This is a genomic window from Microbacterium sp. ARD31 (assembly GCF_031844425.1).
In genome coordinates, this window is record NZ_JAUZVE010000008.1 from 215,139 (window position 1) to 238,061 (window position 22,923).

General features: G+C 70.4%; 20 protein-coding genes. 3 read left to right on the forward strand and 17 right to left on the reverse strand.

What is annotated here, in order from left to right; translation table 11 throughout:
* Positions 1-10 precede the first annotated feature (10 nt).
* The 5 genes from Q9S36_RS21315 to Q9S36_RS21335 are packed head-to-tail and all read right to left on the reverse strand — an operon-like array spanning position 11 to position 4,936.
* Positions 11-1,288 carry an aminotransferase class V-fold PLP-dependent enzyme gene (locus Q9S36_RS21315; protein ID WP_311286856.1) on the reverse strand — a complete coding sequence of 426 codons (1,278 nt, stop codon included), beginning with the start codon at positions 1,286-1,288 and terminating at the stop codon, positions 11-13.
* The gene (locus Q9S36_RS21320) at positions 1,275-2,228 is read right to left on the reverse strand and encodes a hypothetical protein (RefSeq protein WP_311286857.1); all 954 of its coding nucleotides are present in this window, start codon (positions 2,226-2,228) and stop codon (positions 1,275-1,277) included. Before Q9S36_RS21320 ends, Q9S36_RS21315 begins: the two co-directional genes overlap by 14 nt.
* Positions 2,225-3,085, reverse strand: a complete 861-nt coding sequence (gene kynA / locus Q9S36_RS21325) for a tryptophan 2,3-dioxygenase (protein WP_311286858.1) — start codon at positions 3,083-3,085, stop codon at positions 2,225-2,227. The genes Q9S36_RS21320 and kynA overlap by 4 nt, the downstream gene beginning before the upstream one ends.
* Before the next feature lie 56 nt (positions 3,086-3,141).
* Positions 3,142-3,405, reverse strand: coding sequence for a glutaredoxin domain-containing protein (locus Q9S36_RS21330; protein WP_311286859.1), 264 nt, complete (start codon positions 3,403-3,405; stop codon positions 3,142-3,144).
* A gap of 49 nt (positions 3,406-3,454) precedes the next feature.
* Positions 3,455-4,936, reverse strand: a complete 1,482-nt coding sequence (locus tag Q9S36_RS21335; protein ID WP_311286860.1) for a hypothetical protein — start codon at positions 4,934-4,936, stop codon at positions 3,455-3,457.
* Between the two features lie 117 nt (positions 4,937-5,053).
* On the opposite strand from Q9S36_RS21335, the gene Q9S36_RS21340 reads away from it, so the two are divergent.
* Positions 5,054-6,199 carry a glycosyltransferase gene (locus tag Q9S36_RS21340; RefSeq protein ID WP_251454473.1) on the forward strand — a complete coding sequence of 382 codons (1,146 nt, stop codon included), beginning with the start codon at positions 5,054-5,056 and terminating at the stop codon, positions 6,197-6,199.
* Positions 6,200-6,208: 9 nt separating this feature from the next.
* Here Q9S36_RS21340 and Q9S36_RS21345 read toward each other — a convergent pair whose 3' ends face one another.
* Complete coding sequence (locus tag Q9S36_RS21345) at positions 6,209-7,207, reverse strand: SDR family oxidoreductase (protein WP_311286861.1); 999 nt, start codon at positions 7,205-7,207, stop codon at positions 6,209-6,211.
* 131 nt (positions 7,208-7,338) lie between these two features.
* On the opposite strand from Q9S36_RS21345, the gene Q9S36_RS21350 reads away from it, so the two are divergent.
* Positions 7,339-7,851: an ACT domain-containing protein gene (locus Q9S36_RS21350; protein WP_311286862.1), complete on the forward strand. Its 513-nt coding sequence runs from the start codon at positions 7,339-7,341 to the stop codon at positions 7,849-7,851.
* Positions 7,852-8,021: 170 nt separating this feature from the next.
* On the opposite strand, the gene pgi is transcribed toward Q9S36_RS21350, so the two are convergent.
* From pgi to Q9S36_RS21400, 10 genes are all read right to left on the reverse strand, one after another.
* Entirely contained in the window at positions 8,022-9,701 is a 1,680-nt protein-coding gene (pgi, locus tag Q9S36_RS21355) for a glucose-6-phosphate isomerase (protein WP_311286863.1), read from the reverse strand.
* A gap of 54 nt (positions 9,702-9,755) precedes the next feature.
* A complete protein-coding gene (locus Q9S36_RS21360; protein ID WP_311286864.1) occupies positions 9,756-10,277 on the reverse strand; it encodes a 2'-5' RNA ligase family protein in 522 nt (173 codons plus the stop codon).
* A gap of 637 nt (positions 10,278-10,914) precedes the next feature.
* Positions 10,915-11,724, reverse strand: a complete 810-nt coding sequence (locus tag Q9S36_RS21365; protein ID WP_311286865.1) for an alpha/beta fold hydrolase — start codon at positions 11,722-11,724, stop codon at positions 10,915-10,917.
* A gap of 10 nt (positions 11,725-11,734) precedes the next feature.
* Entirely contained in the window at positions 11,735-12,910 is a 1,176-nt protein-coding gene (locus Q9S36_RS21370; RefSeq protein ID WP_166657809.1) for a hypothetical protein, read from the reverse strand.
* A gap of 14 nt (positions 12,911-12,924) precedes the next feature.
* The gene (locus Q9S36_RS21375) at positions 12,925-14,106 is read right to left on the reverse strand and encodes a hypothetical protein (RefSeq protein WP_028496656.1); all 1,182 of its coding nucleotides are present in this window, start codon (positions 14,104-14,106) and stop codon (positions 12,925-12,927) included.
* Complete coding sequence (locus Q9S36_RS21380) at positions 14,082-15,206, reverse strand: hypothetical protein (protein WP_311286866.1); 1,125 nt, start codon at positions 15,204-15,206, stop codon at positions 14,082-14,084. The genes Q9S36_RS21375 and Q9S36_RS21380 overlap by 25 nt, the downstream gene beginning before the upstream one ends.
* The gene (locus Q9S36_RS21385; protein ID WP_311286867.1) at positions 15,206-15,925 is read right to left on the reverse strand and encodes a hypothetical protein; all 720 of its coding nucleotides are present in this window, start codon (positions 15,923-15,925) and stop codon (positions 15,206-15,208) included. The genes Q9S36_RS21380 and Q9S36_RS21385 overlap by 1 nt, the downstream gene beginning before the upstream one ends.
* Before the next feature lie 2 nt (positions 15,926-15,927).
* Positions 15,928-16,290: an STAS domain-containing protein gene (locus Q9S36_RS21390; RefSeq protein WP_081782764.1), complete on the reverse strand. Its 363-nt coding sequence runs from the start codon at positions 16,288-16,290 to the stop codon at positions 15,928-15,930.
* 9 nt (positions 16,291-16,299) lie between these two features.
* Positions 16,300-16,623, reverse strand: coding sequence for an STAS domain-containing protein (locus tag Q9S36_RS21395; RefSeq protein WP_311286868.1), 324 nt, complete (start codon positions 16,621-16,623; stop codon positions 16,300-16,302).
* Entirely contained in the window at positions 16,620-18,290 is a 1,671-nt protein-coding gene (locus tag Q9S36_RS21400) for a SpoIIE family protein phosphatase (RefSeq protein ID WP_311286869.1), read from the reverse strand. Before Q9S36_RS21400 ends, Q9S36_RS21395 begins: the two co-directional genes overlap by 4 nt.
* Before the next feature lie 157 nt (positions 18,291-18,447).
* On the opposite strand from Q9S36_RS21400, the gene Q9S36_RS21405 reads away from it, so the two are divergent.
* Positions 18,448-21,177 (forward strand): AAA family ATPase, encoded by a 2,730-nt coding sequence (locus Q9S36_RS21405; RefSeq protein WP_311286870.1) that lies wholly within the window; start codon positions 18,448-18,450, stop codon positions 21,175-21,177.
* A gap of 776 nt (positions 21,178-21,953) precedes the next feature.
* On the opposite strand, the gene Q9S36_RS21410 is transcribed toward Q9S36_RS21405, so the two are convergent.
* Positions 21,954-22,595, reverse strand: coding sequence for a hypothetical protein (locus Q9S36_RS21410; RefSeq protein ID WP_311286871.1), 642 nt, complete (start codon positions 22,593-22,595; stop codon positions 21,954-21,956).
* Positions 22,596-22,923: the final 328 nt, after the last annotated feature.

Consider the following 22,923-nt stretch of genomic DNA (forward strand, 5'->3'; position numbering starts at 1 on the left):
ACGCCGGGGCTCAGGCCTCGGCGTCGAGTGCGTCTGCGACCGCCCGCAGCCCGCGAAGGGTCTCGGCGAAGCTCGTCGACAGCGGCGACAGGCCGATCCGAAGCCCCGCGGGGTCGCGGTAGTCGGGAATGACGTCCTCGCGCCACAGCCGCGCCGTCACCGCGCGCATCGCCGGGTGCGACAGCGTGACGTGTCCGCCACGGGCTCCCGGGTCGCGCGGCGAGGCCACCGTGACGCCCCGCGGGCCCAGCAGCCCGTCGGCGGCGTCGATCGCGAACGACGTCAGCGCCAGGGACTTGGCGCGGACGGCTTCGATTCCGACGCGGTCGAGGATCGACAGGGTGTCCTGCATCGCCAGCATCCCGACGATCGGGGGCGTGCCCGACAGGAAGCGGCGCATGCCGTCGGCGGGAACGTACTCCGGTCCCATCGCGAAGACGTCCGCGGCACCCATCCAGCCCTGGATCGGCTGCGCGAGCGACTGCTGGTGGCGCGCCGCGACATAGGCGAACGCGGGTGATCCCGGTCCGCCGTTGAGGTACTTGTAGGTGCAGCCCACCGCGAGGTCCACCCCCCACGCGTCGCACTCGACCGGCACCGAACCGGTGCTGTGGCAGAGATCCCACAGCACCAGCGCACCGGCATCGTGGGCGACCCGCGTGAGCGTCTCGGCATCGGCGAGATGCCCCGAGCGGTATGCGACGTGGCTGAGCAGCACGACGGCGGTCTCGGCCCCGACCGCGCCCGAGAGACCCTCGGCGGTCACGCCCGCGGAGCGGTCGACGTCGATCCACCGCACGCGCCCGCCGCGCTCGCGCGCGATGCCGTCGACGAGGTAGCGGTCGGTCGGGAAGTTGTCGGTGTCGCACACGATCTCGACACGCGCGGGGTCGGCGGCGTGCTGAGCGTCGAACGCCGCCCGCAGCAGCTTGTAGAGCAGCACGGTCGTCGAGTCGCCGACGACGGTCTGGCCGGCGGCCGCACCGATCGCGACGCGGCCGATCGTGTCGCCGATGTCGAACGGCAGCTTCATCCACGACTCGTCCCACCCGCGGATGAGCCGCCCGCCCCACTCGTCCACGACGAACGACGACAGACGGTCCACGGTGGCGCGGGGTGGGCGGCCGAGCGAGTTGCCGTCGAAGTACACCAGCGGCGTCTCGCTGCCGATGAACTCGTCGCGCAGGCTCGCGAGGGGATCGGCGGCATCCAGCTGCGCGGCGCGCTCGTCGAGGTCCGCGGATGCGGCCAGGGCGGCTGGCTCGGTGGCGGGGTCAGTGGTCGTCATGGACGAGTTCCTCGATCGGGGTGACGGTCGCGCCCGCGAGCCACGCGGGGATCCCGTCGTCGGACGACGGGGCAGGACCGGGGATGAAGGTGGCGACGCCGCGCGTCGCGACCCCGCCGGGCCAGGCCGCGGTGAGCGCGGCGATGAGCGACGGGCCTCGGACGCCGGCGGCGTGGAGCGCCTCGAGCTCGGCGACGTCGATGCCGGCGGGCCGTTCGCCGTTGCCGAGGTCGGTGCCGTAGAGAACGTGACCGCCGGCGCGGGCGAAGGTCTCGAGGTTGAGCATCGCGCGCTCGCGCTCGACGCCGTCATGGATGGCCAGCGTCGAGATCCATCGCTGTCCGAGCGCCACCGCTCGCGCGATCGAGGCCCCGTCGACCCACTCGCTGAACGGCGTGTGCGCGAGGGCGTCGACCCCCGCGTCGAGGGCCCGTCGCGTCATGCCCTCGCCCTCGACGTGCGCGACCACCGGCAGGCCGCGTTCGCGCGCGCTCGCGACGATCGCCTCGAGCGTGGGAAGGTCGAGCACGCCCGGAGCGCCCGCGTGGAGCGCGACCTTGATGACGGATGCCGCGCAGGACACCTGTTCGTCGACCGCCGTCGCGGCGCCGCCGGGCACCCCCGGGTGCCGCGAGGTCGACGACACCTCGCGCACCGTCGCCGCCGGCGCCCAGGACTTCCCGGAGGGGTAGCCGCCCGGCGCCGTCAGGAACGCCCCCGCGTATGCCGCGTGCGGCATGGTTTCGCGGGAGCGTCGAGCGAGAGCCGTGGGGTCCCCGCCGAGGTCGAGCACGGCCGCGATCCCTCCGGCGGGCAGAGCGTGCTCGTCGATCAGGTGCAGGTGCACGTGGTGGTCGACGAAGGCGGGCAGCGAGACGCCGTGCTCGCCGGTGAGAGCACGTCGCGCGAAACGGGCGTCGGGTCCGAGCATCTCGATCATCGCCCGATCTCCGTCCTCACCGCGTACAGCTCCGGAAAGAAGGTGAGCTCGAGTGCGCGCCGCAGGAACGGGGCCCCGCTGGATCCGCCGGTGCCCCTCTTGCCGCCGATGATGCGCTCGACGGTCTTCAGGTGGCGGAACCGCCACAGCTGGAAGTTGTCCTCGAGGTCGACCAGCTCCTCGCACGTCTCGTATGCCGCCCAATGCGCCTGCGGATCGTCGTAGATCGCGGCGAAGACCGGCACGAGCTCGGGCGTGAAGGTCCAGGCTTCGGTGACGTCCCGTTCGAGGACGCCGTCGGGGATGTCGTAGCCCGCACGCGCCAGCAGTCGCAGGAACTCGTCGTAGAGGCTGGGCGCCTCGAGGGCGTCCCGCAGGAGCGCGCCCGACGCGGCATCCGCGTCGAACACCCGCAGCATGGCGGCGTTCTTGTTGCCCAGCCGGAATTCCACGGCACGGTACTGGGCCGACTGGAAGCCGCTCGAATTGCCCAGGATGCCGCGGAACTGCGCGTACTCGGCGGGTGTCAGGGTCGCCAGCACCGACCACTGCTCGGTGAGCGTCTTCTGGATGTGCTTGACCCGCGCGATGCATTTGAGGGCCGGCGCGAGCCGGTCCTCGCGCAGCAGGTCCGCGGCGCCCGTCAGCTCGTGCAGCACCAGCTTCAGCCACAGCTCGGTGGTCTGGTGCTGGATGATGAACAGCAGCTCATCGTGGTGCTCGGGTTCGCTCAGCGGGCGCTGCGCGCTCAGCAGCGTCCCCAGGTCGAGATATCCGCCGTAGCTCATGCGGTCGGTGAAGTCGGTGACCACCGATCCTTCGATCCGGCGCGTATTGCGCTCGACGCCTTCGTTCACGTCCCGAGCCTATCCACCGCCGCTCGCGGGCGGCAGAGCCGGTGGGGTGCGGCGGATCAGATGAGCGAGAGCTCCTTGAGCTTCTCTTCGACGTCGGCGTTGGAGGGCTCGACGTGGTGGGTGGAGTCGGGGTACACCACCACCGGGATGTTCGTGCGACCCGAGATGTCGCGGGCGACGTCCGCTGCGGACGGGTCGGCGACGAGGTCGACGTACGTGTACTCGACGCCGAGCTGGTCGAGCTGCCTCTTGGTGCGGATGCAGTCGCGGCACCAGTCGGCGCCGAACATGGTGATCGAGGACGAAGCGTCAGAAGTCATGCGTTCCATTCTCACGGATGCTTCCTGAGCAGGGCCCGGATGCCGCTCCTCACGTCCCGCGACGACTCCACATCCCCACACCGTCACTCGAGCCGGCGGGCGCGAACTCCTCGGCGAACCGTCCCGGACTGCCCCCGGCGCGCGGCGCAGGCTCGGTGCCGAGCACGACGCCGTCCGCACGCTCGAGCTGCCGCCAGGTGTGCTGGTGCACGACGGGTTCGTCCTGCACGGCGTCGCCTGCGGCATCCGGTCCGACCAGGACGAGCCCGACCCCGAACGGATCGACGTCGAACGCGCAGCCACGGGCGATGTTGCGCTGCACGGTGTCGGCCTGGATCAGCTTCGTCGGATCGCCCCAGACGCACTCCCGCGTGGACGACCACGCCGTCACCTCGTCGATGCGCAGGCTCGTCGGTCGCACGGCCGTCAGGCCCGCGAGGCCCGCCACGAGGGCGACCGCGGCGATCCCGGCGACGAGTCCGCGCCGCACCCGTCGATGCGAGAGGGCGGCGACGGCGGCTCCCGTCGACAGCGCGAGCGGGGCGAGCACCCAGGTGGCGTAGTGGTTGTAGAAGACGCCGCTCGCGGCGATGAGCACGGCGTGGATCACGGCGAGGAGCCCCCACCACACGGCATCCGGCCAGACCGACGCGGGTGTCCTCGCGCGGAGCGCGCGTGCGAGGGGGAGCAGGGCGATCACGAGCAGCGCCACGAGCAGCGCCGCCCACACGGGCCACGGCACCAGGGCATCCAGCCACGGCACGTCGACGAACAGCGAGAACCGGTTGGCCCGTGCGGCCAGGCTCGTTCCCGCCGGCGGGCGCGACAGCTGGGTCGTGACGCTCTGCTGCCACATCTCCGCAGGGGCGCGGACGAAGAACGGCAGCGCCACGACGGCCGCCGCCCCCGCGGCGCCGGCGACGAAGCGGACGAGTCCGCGCGCGCCGAAGCGCACCGCCACGATGACCGCGACGACCGCGATGTCGACGACGGCCCAGTACTTGACGGTGAGGGCGATGCCGAGCGCGATGCCGGCGATCCACGTCATCGCTAGCGCTCGCCGCGACAGGGACCACAGCGCCACGAGCAGCAGCAGGTTCAGCACCGGTTCGAGCAGGTACACCTGCTCGGTCGCCACCGCCACCGGCCACACCGCGTACAGCAGCGCACCGGTCACCATGGCCGCCGTGCCGAACCGACGCAGCAGCACGCCGATGAGCACCGTGTTCGCCACCCCCGTCGCCACCGCCAGGACCCGGGCGACGGCGAAGGCCGTGGCCTCGTCGACGACGCCGGCCAGCAGCGCGGACGGCGCGAGCCACAGGAACGAGCCCGGCGGATGCAGGTAGACGAAGTCCTGATACGGCCACTGGCCCGACAGCATCGACAGCGCTGCGGCGAACATCACGCCGTCGTCGTATTCGCGCTGCGTGACCAGCACCCCGGGCAGGACATACGGAAGGAACCGCGTCGTGAGCGCGACCAGAGCGATGCCGGCCAGCAGCAGCACCCCACGCCGATCCCGCACCACGGTTCCCCCTCCGCCGGTCCTGCCGCCAGCATAGGGACCGGAGGCCGCTGTGCAGGCATGATCCGGGGCGAGAAATCCGCGCCCTCGCGGGCGAGGACGCGTGCGACGATAGACCCGGTGCAGCTCTCGATCATCGTCCCGACCTACAACGAGGCTCCGAACGTCTCGGAGCTGGTCCGTCGCGTCTCGGCGGCGGTGGACGGCCTCGATGCCGAGATCGTGTTCGTCGACGACAGCACGGACGACACCCCCGACGTCATCGAGGCCGTCGCCGCCACGGCGCCGCTGCCGGTGCGCGTCATCCACCGTGCCCACGCGGCCGGCGGACTGGGCGGGGCGGTGCTCGAGGGGTTCGCCGCGGCGGAGTCGGATGCGTGCCTGGTCATCGACGGCGATCTGCAGCATCCCCCCGAGACGATCCCGGTCCTGTGGGAGCGCTTCGAACGCGGCGACGTCGACCTGGTGCTGGCCTCGCGGTACGCCGGCGGAGGCACGTCGGGCGGCCTGGCCGACCGGACGCGGGTGATGGTGTCGAAGGCCTCGACGGCGATCACCCGCGCGATGTTCCCGGTGCGGCTGCGGAACGTCTCGGACCCGATGACCGGCTTCTTCCTCCTCGACCGGCGCAGCGTCGACCAGGCGCTGCTCCAGCCCCGCGGCTTCAAGATCCTCCTCGAGATCCTCGCGCGCCGCGCCCTGCGGGTGGCCGAGGTGCCGTTCGACTTCGCCGATCGCCATGCCGGCGACTCCAAGGCGTCCTTCCGTCAAGGTCTGCACTTCATCTCGCAGCTGGCCGCGCTGCGGTTCGGCAAGATGTCGCTCTTCGCCGTCATCGGCGGGCTCGGGGCGGTGGCGAACCTCGCGATCGTGTGGGCCCTCACGCAGCTGGGGGTCGACTACATCGTCGCCGCCGTCATCGGCGCCGAGGCGACCATCATCGGCAACTTCCTGCTCATGGAGCGGTTCGTCTTCCACGACATGCGCGATCAGGCCTCCACCGGCTGGGTGCGCTTCGCGAAGTCGTTCTCGTTCAACAACGCCGAGGCTCTCATCCGGATCCCGATCATGGCGTTCATGGTCGAGTCGTGGCACCTGTCGGCCGTGGTGGCCACGGCGATCACGCTCGTGGTCGCGTTCGTCGTGCGCTTCGTCTTCCACTCGCTCGTGGTCTACGCCCCGCGCAAGCCCGACGCCGAGCCGAGCGCCGCGCGCCGCTTCGTCGACGAGCTCGATCGCCAGGCCACGTCGCCCGGCGAGCTCTGACCCGGATCCTCAGCCGCGCCCGCTGCCGGGACCGAGGGGCGGCGTGCCCGGCTCGGCCGGAAAACGGGCACCCGCCAGCTGCGTTAGCACGTCCCACGCCCGTGCGGCGGCGACGGGGTCCGCGATGCTCCGGTACGGCTTCCTCGCTCGGGGGCTCCCGTGCAGCTCGAAGGCCCCCGAGGGCACCACGAGCTCGCCGGACGACACGTCGGGCGACGTCACCGCCAGCAGCGCCGGGAGCGCCGCCTCGCCCGCGCTCTGACTCAGGATGCCGCGCTCCATGAGCGCGCGCCCCAGCCGCGCGCCGGGGGAGCGGCGCCCGCGCAGCTCTGCGGGCGCGATGTTCGTGAGGGCGATGCCGGGGTGGCAGAGCGCGACCCGCACCCCCCAGTCCCCGGCCCCGCTGCGGCGTGCCAGCTCGACGGCGAACAGGCCGAGTGCGACCTTCGACGCCGTGTAGGCGCGAAGCGGGCGGTATCCGCGTTCGACCTGCAGGTCGTCGAACGCCAGCGTCCCGTGCTTCACCGCGAGGCTGCACTGCACGGCCACGCGAGAACCGCGCGCTCGCAGCAGAGGCAGGATGCCGGCGGTCAGCGCCACGTGCGAGAGGGCGTTGGTCTGAAGGTGCAGCTCGAACCCGTCGGTGCTGACGTGCCGCGCCGGATCGCCCAGGAGCACGATCCCGGCGTTCAGCACGAGCATGTCGATCGGCTCCTCCTCGGCCAGCAGCTGCCGGACGAGCCCGTCGACGGACCCGAGCGACGACAGATCGGCCAGCCGGACCGACAGCTGCGCGTCCGGAGTCTCGGCGAGGATGCGCTGGGCGACCACCGCGGCCTTCGCCCGCGAGCGCACCGGCATGACCACATGCGCGCCCGCCCCCGCGAGCGCCCGCGCGATCTCCGCTCCCACCCCGTCGCTGGCGCCGGTGACCAGAGCGCGGCGGCCCGAGAGGTCGGGAAGATCGACGTGCCAGCGCGCGAGCACGGGTCGTCCGGCATCCGTCATGCAGCCCCCCTCGGCGATGCGGCCTGAGGCAGATCATGCCCCAGCGGCCGCCGTCAGCACCAGAGGGCACGTCCGGACGGGTCGGACGCGCGGCCTGACGCGGCCCGGTCGCGAGCGCTACGCTGGCGCTCGTGACTACCCTCGTCCTCACCGTCGTCGGCGACGACCGCGCCGGTCTCGTCGCCACCGTCGCCGACATCGTCGAGGAGCACGGCGGCAACTGGGAGAACAGCCGCCTGGCAGAGCTCGCCGGCGCCTTCGCCGGCGTCATCGAGGTCTCGGTCCCCGAGGATCGCGCCGACGAGCTGCGCGCCGCGCTCACCGTGCTCGACGGACTGCTCACCGTGGCCGTCCACACCGGAGCCGCCGAGAAGGATGCCGCGCCCTCGCGCCACCTCACGCTGCAGGTGCTGGGCAACGACCGTCCCGGCATCGTCCGCGATGTCAGCGCCGTGCTCCGCGAGCACGACCTGAGCATCGAGCGGCTGAGTACCGAGACCCGCGACGCGGCCATGTACGGCGGGCGCCTCTTCGAGGCGACCGTCGTGGCGCGCGTTCCGGCATCCGTGGATCTGGGCGTGGTCACCGGCGAGCTCGAGCGTCTCGCGACCGAGATCCAGGTGGACGTCACCCTCGCCGAGTGACGAGCCGCGACTCAGCGCCTCCGCCCGCCGCGACGGGGGGGGGGGGGGGGGGGGGGAGGAGTCGTCGCCGAGCGGAGGATGCTCCGCCCGCGGGAGGTCCTCCCGTGGGCGACACGTCCTCCCGTGGCCGCGACGGGCGGAGGAGTACCCCGCCGCCCGGATGCCGCGACTCAGCTGCGGTGCGAGCGGTAGTACGCCAGCAGGGCCTGAGTCGACGCATCCTGAGCGGCCAGCGCCTCGTCGTCGCCCTCGATGGCGGGCGCGATCTGCAGCGCGAGCTGCTTGCCGAGCTCGACGCCCCACTGGTCGAAGGAGTTGATGCCCCAGATCACCCCCTGCGTGAAGGTGATGTGCTCGTACAGCGCGACCAGCTGGCCGAGCACGGCAGGAGTCAGCGACGGGGCGAAGATCGACGTCGTGGGCCGGTTGCCGGCGAACGTGCGGGCCGCGACGAGGGAGCCGGTCGTGCCCTCGGCCTCGACCTCTTCGGCGGTCTTCCCGAACGCGAGCGCCTTCGTCTGCGCGAGGAAGTTCGCCAGGAACAGCCCGTGCACATCACGGCCGTCGTCCGCGAGCGGGTACGCGGGGTTCACGAACGCGATGAAGTCGGCGGGGATCAGGCGCGTGCCCTGGTGGATGAGCTGGTAGAACGCGTGCTGGCCGTTCGTGCCCGGCTCGCCCCAGAAGACCTCGCCGGTGTCGGTGGTGACGGGGCTGCCGTCCCAGCGCACGGACTTGCCGTTGGACTCCATCGTGAGCTGCTGCAGGTAGGCCGCGAAGCGGTGCAGCTGCTGCGCGTAGGGCAGCACGGCATGCGACTGCGAGCCGAGGAAGTTCACGTACCAGACGTTCAGCAGGCCCATGAGGACCGGGACGTTCCGCGTGAGGGGCTGCGTGCGCACGTGTTCGTCGACGGCGTGGAATCCAGCGAGCAGCTCGGCGAACACGTCGGGTCCGAGGGTGATCGCCAGCGACGTGCCGATCGCCGAGTCCACCGAGTACCGGCCGCCGACCCAATCCCAGAAGCCGAACGCGTTGTCGGTGTCGATGCCGAACGCGGCGACCTTGTCGAGCGCCGTCGAGACGGCGATGAAGTGGTGGGCGACGGCATCCGTCCTGGCGGTCTCGTCGTCGGCGATGGCGCCGGTCTCGGCGAGCCTCGACCACAGCCAGTCCCGCGCCAGGCGGGCGTTGGTGAGGGTCTCGAGCGTGGTGAAGGTCTTCGACGCGACGATGAACAGCGTCGTCTCGGGGTCGAGGTCGGCGGTCTTCTGCGCCAGATCGGTCGGGTCGATGTTCGAGACGAAGCGGGCCTCGATGCCGGCATCCGCGTAGGGCTTGAGCGCTTCGTAGATCATGACGGGACCGAGGTCCGAGCCGCCGATGCCGATGTTGACGACGTGCGTGACCTTCTTGCCCGTGACGCCCTTCCAGTCGCCGGAGCGCACGCGCTCGGCGAACGCGGCGACCCGGTCGAGCACCTCGTGCACGTCGTCGTCGATCTGCTGCCCGTCGACGACGAGTGCGGGGGTCGCGCCCTTCGGCCGGCGCAGGGCCGTGTGCAGCACCGCCCGGTCCTCGGTGGTGTTGATGTGCTCGCCGGCGAGCATGGCCGCGTACCGCTCGGCGACGCCGGTCTGCTCGGCGAGGCGGACGAGCGAGGCGAGGATGTCGTCGGTGACGAGGTTCTTCGACAGGTCGACGTGCAGGTCGGCGAGAGTGAAGGTCAGGCGCTCGACCCGGCCGGGGTCGGCGGCGAACCAGCCGCGCAGGTCGGGCGTGAAGGCGTCCCGGTGGGCAGAGAGCTCGGCCCAGGCGGAAGTGGCGGTGGCATCGATCGGAGCGGTCACGCGCCTAACCTATCGAGCCCGCGCCGCGCGCGCCCGGGGCCGCGTCACATGCCTTCACGCATCCGCGCCCGTCAGGTGGGTGACGGTGCGCGTCGCGGCATCCCATCGCCGGAGCGCCGTCACCGTGCCGTCGAGCTCGCCGCCGACGAGCGGCAGGGCGGTCGCCAGATCGGCCAGCCGCAACCGCCGCGCGAGAGTGACGTGGGGGAACCACGCGCCCGGTGTGGTGTGCGCAGCGTCGTCGCCCGCTCCCAGGGCGCCGTGCAGGTCGCGGTGCAGGTCGACGAGGGCGGGGCTCGGCACCACCGACCGTGCGAGCACGCGCCGGTCGCCCGTGCCGAACAGCACCGGCGCGCCGAGCGTCACCGGCAGAGGCAGCCGTCGTCCGATCCCGTCGGTCTCGAACGCCGCGATCCGCGTCCGGACGACCAGCGTGATGTGCGGCCGGTTGCTCGGGGCGGTGTGCGCGGCAAGACTCGACAGACCGGATGCCGCCAGCGCCGCCCACTCGTCGCGCACGGCCGCTTCGGTGCGGCCGTCGAGCAGCAGCTCGAGGCTGACGATGGCTCCGGACATGCCTACAGCCTCGCATCGCGAGGCGGGCGGCGGGGCATGAAGAAACCCCCGTGTGTAGAAGCCACACGAGGGTCCCAGTGGCTCCGACGGGCGTCGATCCCGTGACCTCACGATTTTCAGTTCGGCATCGGGGGTTTTCGGGTCGCAGTTGGTGCTCGTTCATCCCGGGATTACGCGGCTCGAGTGCTCACTGGTGCGCGTTGATCGTCGTCGTTTCCACGGGGTTCCCGGCACTTTCCCGGCACGGATTCCGCACCAGCCGAAGATGGCGTGGGCGATCGTCGTGATGGATGCGACAACGATACTGGCTGCCGGTGCGCAGATGCCGCGCACAGGACAACTTCCCGCGAGGCGGCAAACGCGGGCGAGGAAAGCGCCACCTGACCCGGAAAGGTCAGTGGATGTGGGTTTCGCCGACGGCCGCGTCGGACACGACGGCGTAACGGGATTGTCGTCGATGAGCTGGAAGATCACGCATTCTGCGGCGGCCGGCAGGGACGTACTCGGTCGCGTAGAGCTGCCAGCATTCGTTCGGAACGGGACATACGAACCGCCGGCACGCGGCCAGCGTCTTCTTCCGCGGCTGGTTGCGGGCGGCGCCGGCCTGCAGCACTCAGCGCGAAGCCCGGGCGGCCACTCAGATGTCCGACCAGTGCTGGAGGATGATCCGCGCGGCCTCGTCCGGCCTCTCCAGGGGAGTGAGGTGTGCAGAGCCGCTCACCTCCTCGGCGACGGCATTCGGCATTCGGCTCGCGGCGGCGCGAGCCTGGTCGAGGGTCCACAGCTCATCGTCGCTCCCGGTCACCATCACCGATCGGGCGACGATCGAGCTGAGAAGCGGCGTGAGGTCGGGCCGGTCGAGCGAGATCGAACGTACGGTGTGCGCGAGCGCGCGGCGGTCGGCGCTGCGCAGGCAGTCGTGCACGTACGCGACCAGGCCGGGACGCTCCGCGCGCGCCTGCGGTGAGAGGAGCGCGCTCGCGATGCCGTCCCTCAGCGGGCGCACGGCTCCGACCGTTGAGAGCAGGGTCTTCGCGAGCCGAGGCGCCTTCCTCTGCTCGCGGGTGAGGGCGGCCACGGGAGTGTTGAAAGTCGTCAGCGTGCGGACGCGCGGAGGCTGCCGCGCCGCGAGCACGAGACCGACGTGCCCGCCCCAGGCGTTGCCCACCCAATCCACCGCCTGCTCGATCTCGAAAGCCTGGAGGACCTCCCCTGCCGCATCGGCGCAGTCGTCGAGCGAGAACGGCGCCGTGAGGGCCGAACTGGCGCCGTGGCCCGGACCGGTGATCCGGATCAGCGTGCGGTGCGGCGCGAGATCGTCGGCGACAGCATCCCACGAACGATCGTCGACGAAGAGCGAGTGCCACAGCACCGCTGGTGGTCCCGAGCCCTGCGTGGCGACTGCCAGTTGCCCGACGGCGGTGTCGAACCGCGAAACGGTGGTCATCGTTGCCCTGCTATACCGTCGGACGCGGGGTCCAGATGCCGACGACGGATGGCTCGAGCGTGCGTTCGACGGCCTCCGTGAGGTCGGATGCCGCGGTGTGCGGATCTGCAACCGTCCGGAGTCGCTCGCCGAAGGCATCGACCACACGCTCTGCGTCGTACTGCGCACGGTTGAACCTGCGGTCGAGCAGGCGACGCGACACGCGCAGCACGGGAAGGAACACCGCCGCCGCGACCAGGGTCGCGAGCGCGACGCCGAGGGTGGTCGCATCCGGCAGCAGCCACGCGACCGAAGTGACGATGATCGCGTAGATCGCTACGGCGACGGCGGTCACCAGCGCGTAGGCCGCCGTGCGCGAGATGATCCGGTCGATCTCGTACAGGCGGTAGCGCAGCACGGCGATCGCGATCGCCACGGGGATCAGACCGTAGGACACCAGCACGATGCCGGTGATCCCCGGCCAGGGGTCGGGGATGACCCAGCTCGTGATCAGGATCGCGACGGCCAGTCCGACCGCCCACAGCATCCACCGCAGTTGCGCGCGTTCGACGGCGTCGGCACGGCGGTACCGCACCACGAGCGAGGCGAGCGAACCGACGAACGCGATCGCCAGCGCGCCGAAGGACATCGGGATCGTGAGGGGATTCTCGACCAGTGCGGGCAGATGGGCAGGGTTCGGGATGCCGGGGTAGACCTCGACGGACAGCGTCGACAGAACGGCGCTCGCGAGGACGAGCGTGGCGATCGTGTACCACGAGAACCAGCGCCAGCGCGGCGTCGGCAGGGTGCCGTCGGGGAACCGGAGCGGGATCTGGGTGAGGAGCAGTCCGATCGGCGGCAGCCAGCTCCACGTGTCCTCGCGGTCGTAGCCGTACCAGAACAGCCACGCGGAGACGCCGGGCGCCTGGTCGAGCAGAGCCTCTCCGAGAAGCGTCGCGGGGGTGCCGATCGTGAACAGTCCCGGGATCAGCATGAGCAGCCAGCCGATCGGATTGCGTGGGCGCTTCCAGGACAGCAGCCAGCCGACCACGATGAAGATCGTCAACAGGATGAGGAACGGCGCGGCATCGGCGACGGCACGACCGTCGGCGGCGTAGGCGACGACCGTGACGATGAGCATCGCGAAGACGAGCGCGGCCACGACGAATGCCGGCCACGTAGGGCCGGTCTTGCTGTCTGAGGTCACGTCCACTTCTTCTTTCATCGCTGCGCTCCCGCCGTCCAGAGTCCGAGCGAGCTCGGCTGAAGAGTGCGTTCGACCGCATCGGCGAGGTCAGCGGCGGCCGTCGACGGGTCGGTGCCGGTGCGCAGGTGCTCGCCGAAGGCGTCGACGGTCTTCTGCGCGTCGAAGTGCTCCCGGTCGAATCGCCGATCGATGCGACGCTGGACGAACCGCAGGACGGGGAAGAAGAGCGCCGCCGCCGCGAGCGTGGCCAGCGCCACTCCGAGGGTGGAGAGTTCGGGAAGAAGCCAGGTCGTGGACGTGACCACCACGGCGTACACGCCGATCACGAGCGCAGTGACGATCGTGTAGGAAACGGTGCGCGAGACGACGCGCCCGATCTCGTAGAGGCCGTGCCGCGTGACCGCGATCCAGACGGCGAGCGGCAGGGCGAGCCCGATCGCGGCGATGAAGATCGAACCGACGAGGGCGGCATCCCCTGTCACGGCCACGCTGCTCAGGGCCGCCGACATGCCGATCGGCACCAGCATGAAGCCGGTGGCCAGCCACCGCACCTGCAACCGGGTCACCGCATCGCCACGGCGATAGCGCAGGACGACACTCACGACGGCCACGGCGATCAGAGCGAGCAGGCAGATCAGCAGCGCCGTCGACAAGGCAGAGCTGACGGCCTCGGGCGGAAGGGGCGGGGGCCGCAGCCCCGAGTACGTCCACTCCGAGGCTGACAACAGGACGCTCGCGACCGATGCCGCGCTCACGAGGGGCACCGCCCACAGGACGGGGCGCCATCTCGGCGTCAGAGCGTGGCCGTCGGGGAAGGTGAAGGTGAGCAGCATCGGCGCGATGAACCAGAGGGGCCACGAGATCGCGCTGGGGATCGCCCGCCACACGGTGTCCGCGAGCACGGGAGGCAGCGACCACGCGGCCGTGATGAAAGGCACGCTGCCCACCGCCGACAGCTGCGCCCCGGTCCACAGTCGCGGGCGTCGGATCAGCAGCAGCACCCCGAGCAGCACGGATGGCGCTGCGAGCGCCGCGGTGGTGGCGACTCCGACGGCCTGCGTGGCGGGTGGACCGGAGAGGAAGGCTGCGGCCCCGAGCCCGACGGCGAGAACGACCACCGCGCCGCCGATCGTCGCCGGCCATGCGATCGTGATCCGGCGGGTCCGCCGGCTCATCGCGCCCCGCCGGGTGTCCACAGCCCGACCGTGCGCGGCGCGAGGGTGCGCTCGATCGCGTCGACGAGATCGGGAGCCGTCCGGGCAGGGTCGATGCCGGTGCGGAGGCGCTCGCCGAACGCGTCGACGGTCTTCTGCGCGTCGAAGTGCTCGCGGTCGAAGCGGCGGTCGATGCGGCGCTGCACGAACCGCAGGACCGGAAGGAAGAGCGCAGCGGCCGCCAAGGTCGCCACCGCGACGCCGATCGTGGGGATACCGGGGAGGAGCCATGTCGTGGAGGTGACCACCAGGGCGTACACCCCGACCACGAGCGCCGTCACGATCGCATATGAGACGGTGCGCGAGACGACCCTGCCGATCTCGTACAGGCCGTGCCGGGTCACCGCGATCCAGATCGCGATCGGTATCGCGTTGATCCCGAAAGTCATCGCGTACGCGACGACCGGGGGAGCGCCGTCCAGGAAGCCGGAGCTGCCGAGCAGGATGATCGTGACCGCCATGCCGTAGGCGAGCCACCGGAACTGCAGGCGCGTCGCGCCGTCCGCGCGCACCCAGCGCATTATGAGGTCCACGAGCGCGCCAGCCGCCACCAGCGGCACAGAGAGGAAAGCCTCGTCGCCGAGGACGATCCCCGACACCGACGCGAGACCGGGGACGCCGAGAGGATTGGCGCGACCCGACAGGGCGAGCGGTCCGGGCGCGAGCAGGGCCATCAGGATGACCACCACGCCGACCGAGACGGCGGCCACCGCGACGATGCGTCCGAGCCCGGAGGTGACGCGCCCGCTCGGGAACACCACGACCAGTAGCGGAAGGAGCATCCAGACCGCGTATCCGATCGCGCCGAGCGCGAGTTCGACGCCCACGGGGAGCGCTGCAGCGACTCCCGGAATCACGAGCGCACCGGTGAGACTCCAGAGCAGGGCGATCCCGAGCAGGATGCGCCCGATCGCGTTGCCCGACCTGCGCAGCAGCAGCAGCGTGCCGACGATCGCGAAGCCGCACCAGGCGACCAGCGTCCAGCTCTCTCCCGTGGCGACGATCGTGAGGGTGCAGAGCGCGAGGTAGACCGCGAACAGGAGCAGGATGCCCCCTCGCCGCACCGCCTCGCGCACGGTCATCAGACGGTGGCCCCCGTGCGCCGCGGACGGAACGGCGCCGACAGGGCGTGGGCGAACGTCCGGATGCCGGCATTGTGGCGCACGTTCGTCCAGTTGGCCCAGAGCCGCCGGCGGTCGACGCACACCGTCTCCTCGCGGACCTCGACCTCGTCCACGCCGTGCGCGGCGGCGAGGTTGCGCAGCACTCCGGGCCAGAAAACGTCTTCGCCCCGACGCGCGAGCGGCCACATCGTCTCGAAGAGCGGGTCCGAGCAGCGCAGAAGCATGCGGATCTGCGCGGTTGTGCGGCCACCGGCATCCGATTCGGCCGAGAAGGTGATCATCGCGGCGAACATGTGTCCCTCGGGAGTGAGGAACGTGAACGACGTGTCGTCGGCGTAGAGGACCATGATGCCCGTCGTTACTCCGCCCGCGGTCAGCGCTGTGACATCGCCGGGCTGGATTGCCGACACCGAACCATGAAAGCGCCCCATCCGCGGCCAGTACCGGCCGAAGTGTGCGCGCCAGTCGGCGACGAGTGCTGCGGGAGTGATCGCCGTGCCGAGGTCGGCTGTGTAGGTGCGCTGCCAGAGTCGGCCGAAGCCGTTCATCGGACCTGCGACGCGCTTGCCCTGGATGTTGTAGCCGTGTGGTTCGGTCGGGTCGCTCACCTGCAGGCGATCGACCTTCGCGGCCCAGAACGCCGCGTCCCTCGGCACCGCTTCGCTGTTCTCGGTCATGCTCATGCTCCTTGCGTCGAGAGCGCCCGGATCGCGGAGGCGGTGTCGTCATGCAGGACGATCGCCTCGTCGAGCCGGGTGAGCTCGAAGATCTGCCGGTAATGCTCGGTCAGTCCGACAGCCGCGATCCGCTGCTGTCGCCGCTGTCCGCGGACGAGCAGCGTGACGAGCATGCCTATGCCGCCGCTGTTCATGTACTCCATCTGCGAGAAGTCGAGGACGACGAGCTTCGCGCCACCGTCGGAGGCGCGCTCGTGCGCCGCCATGAGATCGTCTTCGCACGCCGCGGTGACATCGCCGGAGATGGCGATCGCCGCCGTTCCCGGTGCGGGATACGTGACTTCCATATGCGCTGCAGGTGCCATGTCGATCTCCTATCGTTCGGCCGGCTGGACGATCTCGATGAAGTCGCTCAGACGCGTGATCTCGAAGATGTGCCGGTAGTGCTCGGTCAGGCCCGCGGCGCGCACGCCGATCCGCTGCGCGCGCGCACGCGCCAGGACGCTCACGATCAGGGCGATGCCCGTCGAGTTGATGTAGTCGACGTCGGTGAAGTCGAGCTGGATCGACGCGGGGGACAGAGCGGATGCCGCGGCGAAGGCCGCGTCAAGCGTCGCCGTCGCGTCCCGATCGATACGACCCGTCAGCACCAGGTCGACGCGCTCGCCGTGCCGCCGGATGTCGTGACTCAGGCTCATGATTCCCTCCGCTCCGCGGGGGCGGTGCCCGCCGCATCCGTCCCATCCACACGCATCACCAGTCGGACGACGTGACGGTCGCCGTCCCTGAACTCCTCGACCCTGTCGACGAGCTCGCGCACCAGGAACAGGCCCCAGCCACGAGGCCTCTGCAGTCCAGCGAGCTTCAGGTCGAGGTCGGGCGTCTCGGCGTCCTGCCGAAGCCCGCGACCGTAGTCGGCGACCTCCACCGTGACGTACTCGGACGTCCGCCTCACCGCGATGAGCACATTGAGCGCGGCGTCCCCCCGGTTGCCGTGCTCGATGGCGTTCATCACCGTCTCACTCACGGCGGTCTTCAGGGCGTCGAGGCGTGCGCCGGCCAGCGCCGTCGACGCGATCGATGCAACCCGGTCCATCGCGCCGCGTTCGTTGCCCGCCTCGCTGGCGACTGAGAACGACACCGTCTCAGCGGCTCCGCCGCGTCGCCCGCGCTGGAGTGTCACGAGGGTGATGTCGTCCTCCTGCTCGACTCCGAAGGAGAAGGTGTTGAGGGACTGGACGGCGTCATCCACCAGCTGTTGGCCGGTCTCGGCGCCCGAAACCAGCGCTGCCGTCCTTCCGAAGCCGAACATCTCACCGTCTGCGCGATGCTGCTCGGTGATGCCGTCGCTGTAGAGCAGCACAATCTCGCCCGGGCCGATCACGGTCTCGTGCTCTTCGTAGACGCTGCCCGACATCAGTCCCAGCGGCATTCCGCGCGCGTGCAGCTGCACGACCTCGTCGCCCCGACGCACGTAGGGGAGATTGTGACCGGCGTTCGCGAAGTGCGTGCGACCGGTCTCGAGGTCGAGCACGAGAACGAGGCACGTCACGAACATGTGGGTAGGGATCTGGGGAATCAGCAATTCGTTCACCCGGCGCAGCACCTCTCCGGGCGAGGTCACCATTGCCGCCGTCGACCGCAGCAGCGCGTGCGTGCTCGCCATGACGAGCGCGGCAGGAACTCCCTTGTCGGTGACGTCGCCCGCGACGACCATGATCCTGCCGTCGGGCAGCTCGATGAGGTCGTAGAAATCGCCGCCGACGGTGCGCGCGGGGCGGTAGAAGGCGGCGACGTTCCACCCGCCCAGCTCGGGCAGCTCGGCCGGGAGGAACTGCTGCTGGATGAGCTGGGCGACGTGAAGCTCCTGCTCGATGCGCTCGCGCTCACGGGCCTGGCGTTCCTGAACCCTCATCAGCTGCCCCAGGCGCAGCGCGGGTGCGGCGTAGCGCGCCAAACTGTCCAGCAGCCGGCGGTCGTTGCGCGAGTACGTCCTCTCGGACAGGCGCTGCCCGAGGGCCAGGATGCCGACCAGCTCGCCGCTGGTGACCAGGGGCACGACCAGCTGCACCTCCTGCGCGATCATCTTCGCCACAGCGGGGGAGTAGTCGGGCAGGGCGCCGATCTCGACCGGGCCCGACGCGGACTGGAGGTACACCAGCAGCGGGTCGCCGGGCTCGATCTCGATGTCGATACGGCGCGCGCGCGAGGGGGCCGGGCTCTGGTCGGTGCGGCGCGCTGACTTCGCGGCTGCGCGCCGCGCGGCGCGCCCGTGCCGGCGCTCAGCCCCGCTTTGCGCATCCCGCTCGGCGGGAGTCGGCAGGTCGGCGGGCGTCTGCGCCTTCGTCTCCAGCGTGTCGGTCATCGGATCCTCCTCGACCGGACGCCCGCGCAGCGACCGGTACTGCAACGATGATGCTCCGGCGGGCGTTCCGTAAGCGTTACGGTTTCGCGCCTTCTTGAGAATTCGGAACGCTACGTGCTCGGGATCTGGCGTTACGGTATCCACGAAGGAGGCGATCGTGTCGGTGCGGATCGAGTTGTTCGGACCACCGCGGGTGCGGCGGGACGATGCCGACGTGCGCTTCGACACGCGCAAGGCGGTCGCACTTCTCGCCCTCCTGGCGGTGACGGGGCGGGAGTTCGGCCGCGAGGCGCTCGCCGGAATGCTGTGGCCCGATCTCGAACGGTCACGCGCCCGCGCCACCCTTCGGCGCACGATCTCGGTCGCGGCCGCGGTCGGCCCGGCGTTGGTCGTGCACGCCGATCGGGTGGGGATGGATGCCGGCGCCGTGGACTGCGATGTCGTCGAGTTCCGCAGGCTCGCCTCCTCGCCCCGCGTTGAAGACTGGCGGCACGCAGCCGCATTCGCGGCCGACCGATTTCTGGAGGGATTCTCGCTGCGGGACAGCCCGCCGTTCGAGGATTGGATGCTGGGGGTCGCCGATGAGCTGCGGGATGAGCTCTCACGCACCCTGGCGCGGCTCGTCGCCGCCGCCGTCGACCGCGGGTCGTGGCCGGAGGCACTCGAGCACGCCCGACGGCGCGTGCAAGTTGAGCCGCTCTCGGAACCCGCGCACGCCGACCTGATCCGTGTGTCGGCGTGGTCGGGCGACAGGCCCGGCGCACTGCAGGCCTACCGCAGCCTCGTGCGGCTGCTGGATCGCGAACTGGGGGTGCCGCCGCTGCCCGAGACGCTCGCGCTGCACGAAGACATCCGCGCCGATCGGCTCGCGCGCCCGACGACGGCAGCCGCAGCTGCGGAGCGGCAGTCCCCCGTCAGCTCGGAAGAGCCGGTCGCGCCCGTACCCACGAGGCTGGTCGGGCGCGACGAGCAGCTGGCGCGCCTGACTGGTGCCTGGCGCGAGGTGCCGGCATCCGGCCGCCTCGTCGGCATCGTGGGCGACCCCGGGCTCGGCAAGACGGTACTCGCGGCAGCGATCGCGGGCCACGCGGATGGCCGGACGATCCGGATCGCCGGACGGTCGTCGGAGACGATGCTCGCCTACGCGGCCGCCAACGATCTGGTGCGCTCGCTGCTGACCCTCCGGCCGGATCTGGTGGCGACACTGGGGCCGTCCGCGGCGCCGCTCGCAGCGCTGGCGACCCAGATAGACGGCGCCGCGCCGCGCACGATCCGCACTCCGGGCGACCTGCAACGAGTGCACGAAGCGGTCCGGACGGCACTCGAACAGCTGGCGGCGGAGTCTCCGATGCTGCTCGTCGTCGATGACGCGGAGCTGCTGGACCGGCCGTCCGCGGCGTTGCTGGGCTATCTCGCCCGGCGGCTTCCGGCGGGACTTCTGCTCGTGGTGGCCTGGGCGCCCGGACTCTCGGACGGGCCCCTGCAGCAGGCGGTCACGGAGCAGGGTGAGACGCTCTTTCTGAAGCCGTTCAACGAGCGCCAGATCGCCGAACTTGCCGGCCAAGATCTCGATGCGGGTGAGATCCTGCGACGCACCCGTGGCATCCCGCTGCTGGTCAGAGAGGTGGTCGCGGCGCCGTCGGATGCCGAAGCCGGCCAGGTGCGCGAAATCGTGGCTGCCCGATTCGCCGGCGCGTCGGAGACCGCCCGGCAGGTGGTGGCGGCATCCGTCGTCATCGGCACCGTCGCCACTCCCGAACTGCTGCGGTCGGTGAGCGGTCGCGATGAGGCCGAGACGGTCGAGGCGATCGAGGAGGCGGTCGCGCGCGGCCTGCTCGTCGAGCACACCGACACGCCCGGGTACGACGCACCGCACGACCTCGTCCGCGGTGCTGCGCTGCACGGACTGTCGCTCGCCCGGCGCCGACTCCTGCACGCGCGGGTCGCTGACGTCTTCGTGCGCCGGCATGCGGCCGATCCGCGCGCGACCCCCGCCGGATCGGTGGCGCAGCACCTGGCGGCCTCGGGGCGCGAGGAAGAGGCGGCATCTTGGTTTCTGACGGCGGCGGCGGAGTCGGCGAGCGTCTCCGCGCACGAGGAGTCGATCCTCCAACTGCGAGCCGCGCTGGCCCTGGGCCGGCGCAACGTCGAGGTGCACGCGGCGATCGGCGCCGCCCTCGTGCGGCTCGGCCGCTATGAAGAGGCGCTCGTGGCGCTCGACCAGGCGTCGGCGCTCGCGGAGGGCGAGCCGGAACGTCGATCCGAAATCGAGCACGCGATCGCCGGGGTGCACGACCGTCTCGGCGATTGGGAGCTGGCGCAGGCGCACCTCGAATCGGCGAGCGATCTGGCCGCCGATGGCCTGCGCGGGCGCCGCGCCCGCGCGCTCGCGGATCTCGCGCTCGTCCTCCACCGAAGAGGTCAGGTCGCGCAAGCGCGACAGACCGCGAGCGCCGCCCGGGAGGCCGCGGCGGCGTCAGACGACGACGCGGCACGGACGCAGGCCGACAACGTGCTCGGCATGATCGCCCTCGCCGACGGTCAGGTCGCGCTCGCCGAGGAGCACCTGCGGGATGCGGTCGTCCGAGCGCGTGCGGACGAGAACATCGATCTTCTGATCGCCGCACTCAACAATCTCTCGCGGGCGCTGTCGGCGGCCGGCTCCGCTCCTCTCGCGCTGGACACCGCCCGCGAAGCCCTCGCGCTCGCCCAGCGCCAGGGCGATCGTCACCGCCTGGCCGCCTTGCACTCCCACGTCGCCGACCTGCTGCACGCCGCCGGGCGTGAGGACGAGGCAATCGCCGAGCTCAAGCTCTCGGCGGCCGCCTTCGCGGACGTGCAGGGCTCGACCGCGCGCCCGGAGGTGTGGACGCTCACCGAGTGGTGAGCACCGAAGCGCCCACAGACGGATCCTTGAGCAAAATCAACAGCTCGAATGCCCGGCGGGAGAAGTGCCTGCGCCACGCTTCCCATAGCGTTCGGTCGTTACCCGACCAGCACGAACACTTGTGGTGAACCGGCGCACATTGACGAAAGGTCACTTGCGCGGAATTCCGGGCGAGGAAACCCGGCAAAGCCCCGAAGTGACACTGGATGTGAGTTCACACCTCACCGTCACCCCCTGACGGAGAACAAGAGTGAGCCGCTTCTGCCCACCGTCTGCCTCAGTGAGCGTGCGACCGAAATCGTGCGGTCTTGGCGAATGGGCCGCCCGAGACGGCGTCACCGTTAGCGGCAGTTGGCGCTCATTCGCCCTCGTTCGTCGACGCCTCGAGCGGCGACATCGAGAAGTGCCGGGGAAGTGAGACCACTCGTGCCGGGAAGCGACAGGCACTTTGCCGGCACGAATGCCTCGGTCAACGCCCTTATGGATGCTTGAACAGCTGAGCAACCAGAAAGCGCCGCTTCCCGCTGCGGCACAAAATCGCCTCTGATCGGGCATGAAGAAACCCCCGTGTGTAGAAGCCACACGAGGGTCCCAGTGGCTCCGACGGGCGTCGATCCCGTGACCTCACGATTTTCAGTTGTATGCGCCGGGTTGACGGGTGCTGACAAGTGCTCGTTTGCTGCGTGATTCCGCGGCTGGTGTGCTCGTTGGTGATGGCTGCTTCTCGATGGGTTCAACCGAGTTCCCGGCCCGGGACCGGCCCAGGATTGCTTGCTCTACGGCTTGCTCGAGATGATCATCGGCAACGATGAGGTCGCAAACACCCAGCTCTTTGCTGCTGGCGAGATCCACGCAGCGAGATCCATAGCGAACTGCAGATCCCTGCTCAGATCCCTTCCATGGATCGGTTCGTGATGGGCCGCGCGGTTTCGGACGAAGTTCAGCTGCTGCATCCGGAACGCGACGTCCTTCTGCCGGCTGCGAAGATCGTCGTCACCGGCAGGGAACGCGCGATGAGTGGCGGGAACCCAGAGTGCCGTCAGGTATCGAGACTCCACGAGAAAGCGCCAGAATCCGAGCGGGAGCTCTGCGATTACTCGGCCATGGACCTCAGGTCGTTGACCTCGTCGAGTTGCCCGGTCACGCGCTTTCTGGATGTCTGCCGCGCCCTGTTGGTCGAGGGGAGCGACGTCAAGCCATGATGCACCAGCACGCCGCCGATATGCCCAGTCGCGAAGCTCCCGATCGAGCGCGTTGCGCGCAAGCACCTCGACCATCGACGTGAGCTCCATGACGCTCGCGGCGGCGCGCATGTTCCACTCGTAGAGAGCGAACGCGTCGGAGACATCACCACCGCTCGCGCGCAGGTACGAACCGAGGCGTTCTGCTGTCACGAGAGGGAGGAGCTCGCTGTACATGTCGGTCTCGAAAGGGCCGGATGCGGTTGACACTCAGCCTCCATGACGTAAGCTCTTTTACGAAGACCCCGGAACGATCACTGGCTCTAGCCATATCGCCGGGGTTTCGTCTTTCCCACCGGCGGCTAGGCTCCCGACCCTTCGGGCGCTTCGCGTGACGGAGTCATCGGGAGCCTAGCCGCCGGTGGACTGCCTCCAGCGAAACGCGCCAATATCCAGACACAGTCTCGGTCATCAAAGCGCCCAAAGGGTGTGAGTCTCGGGCTCAGGTCTGATGTCGGGATGTGGCTTAGTCGGGATAGTTCGGCCAGGGGCCTCGACGACCGCG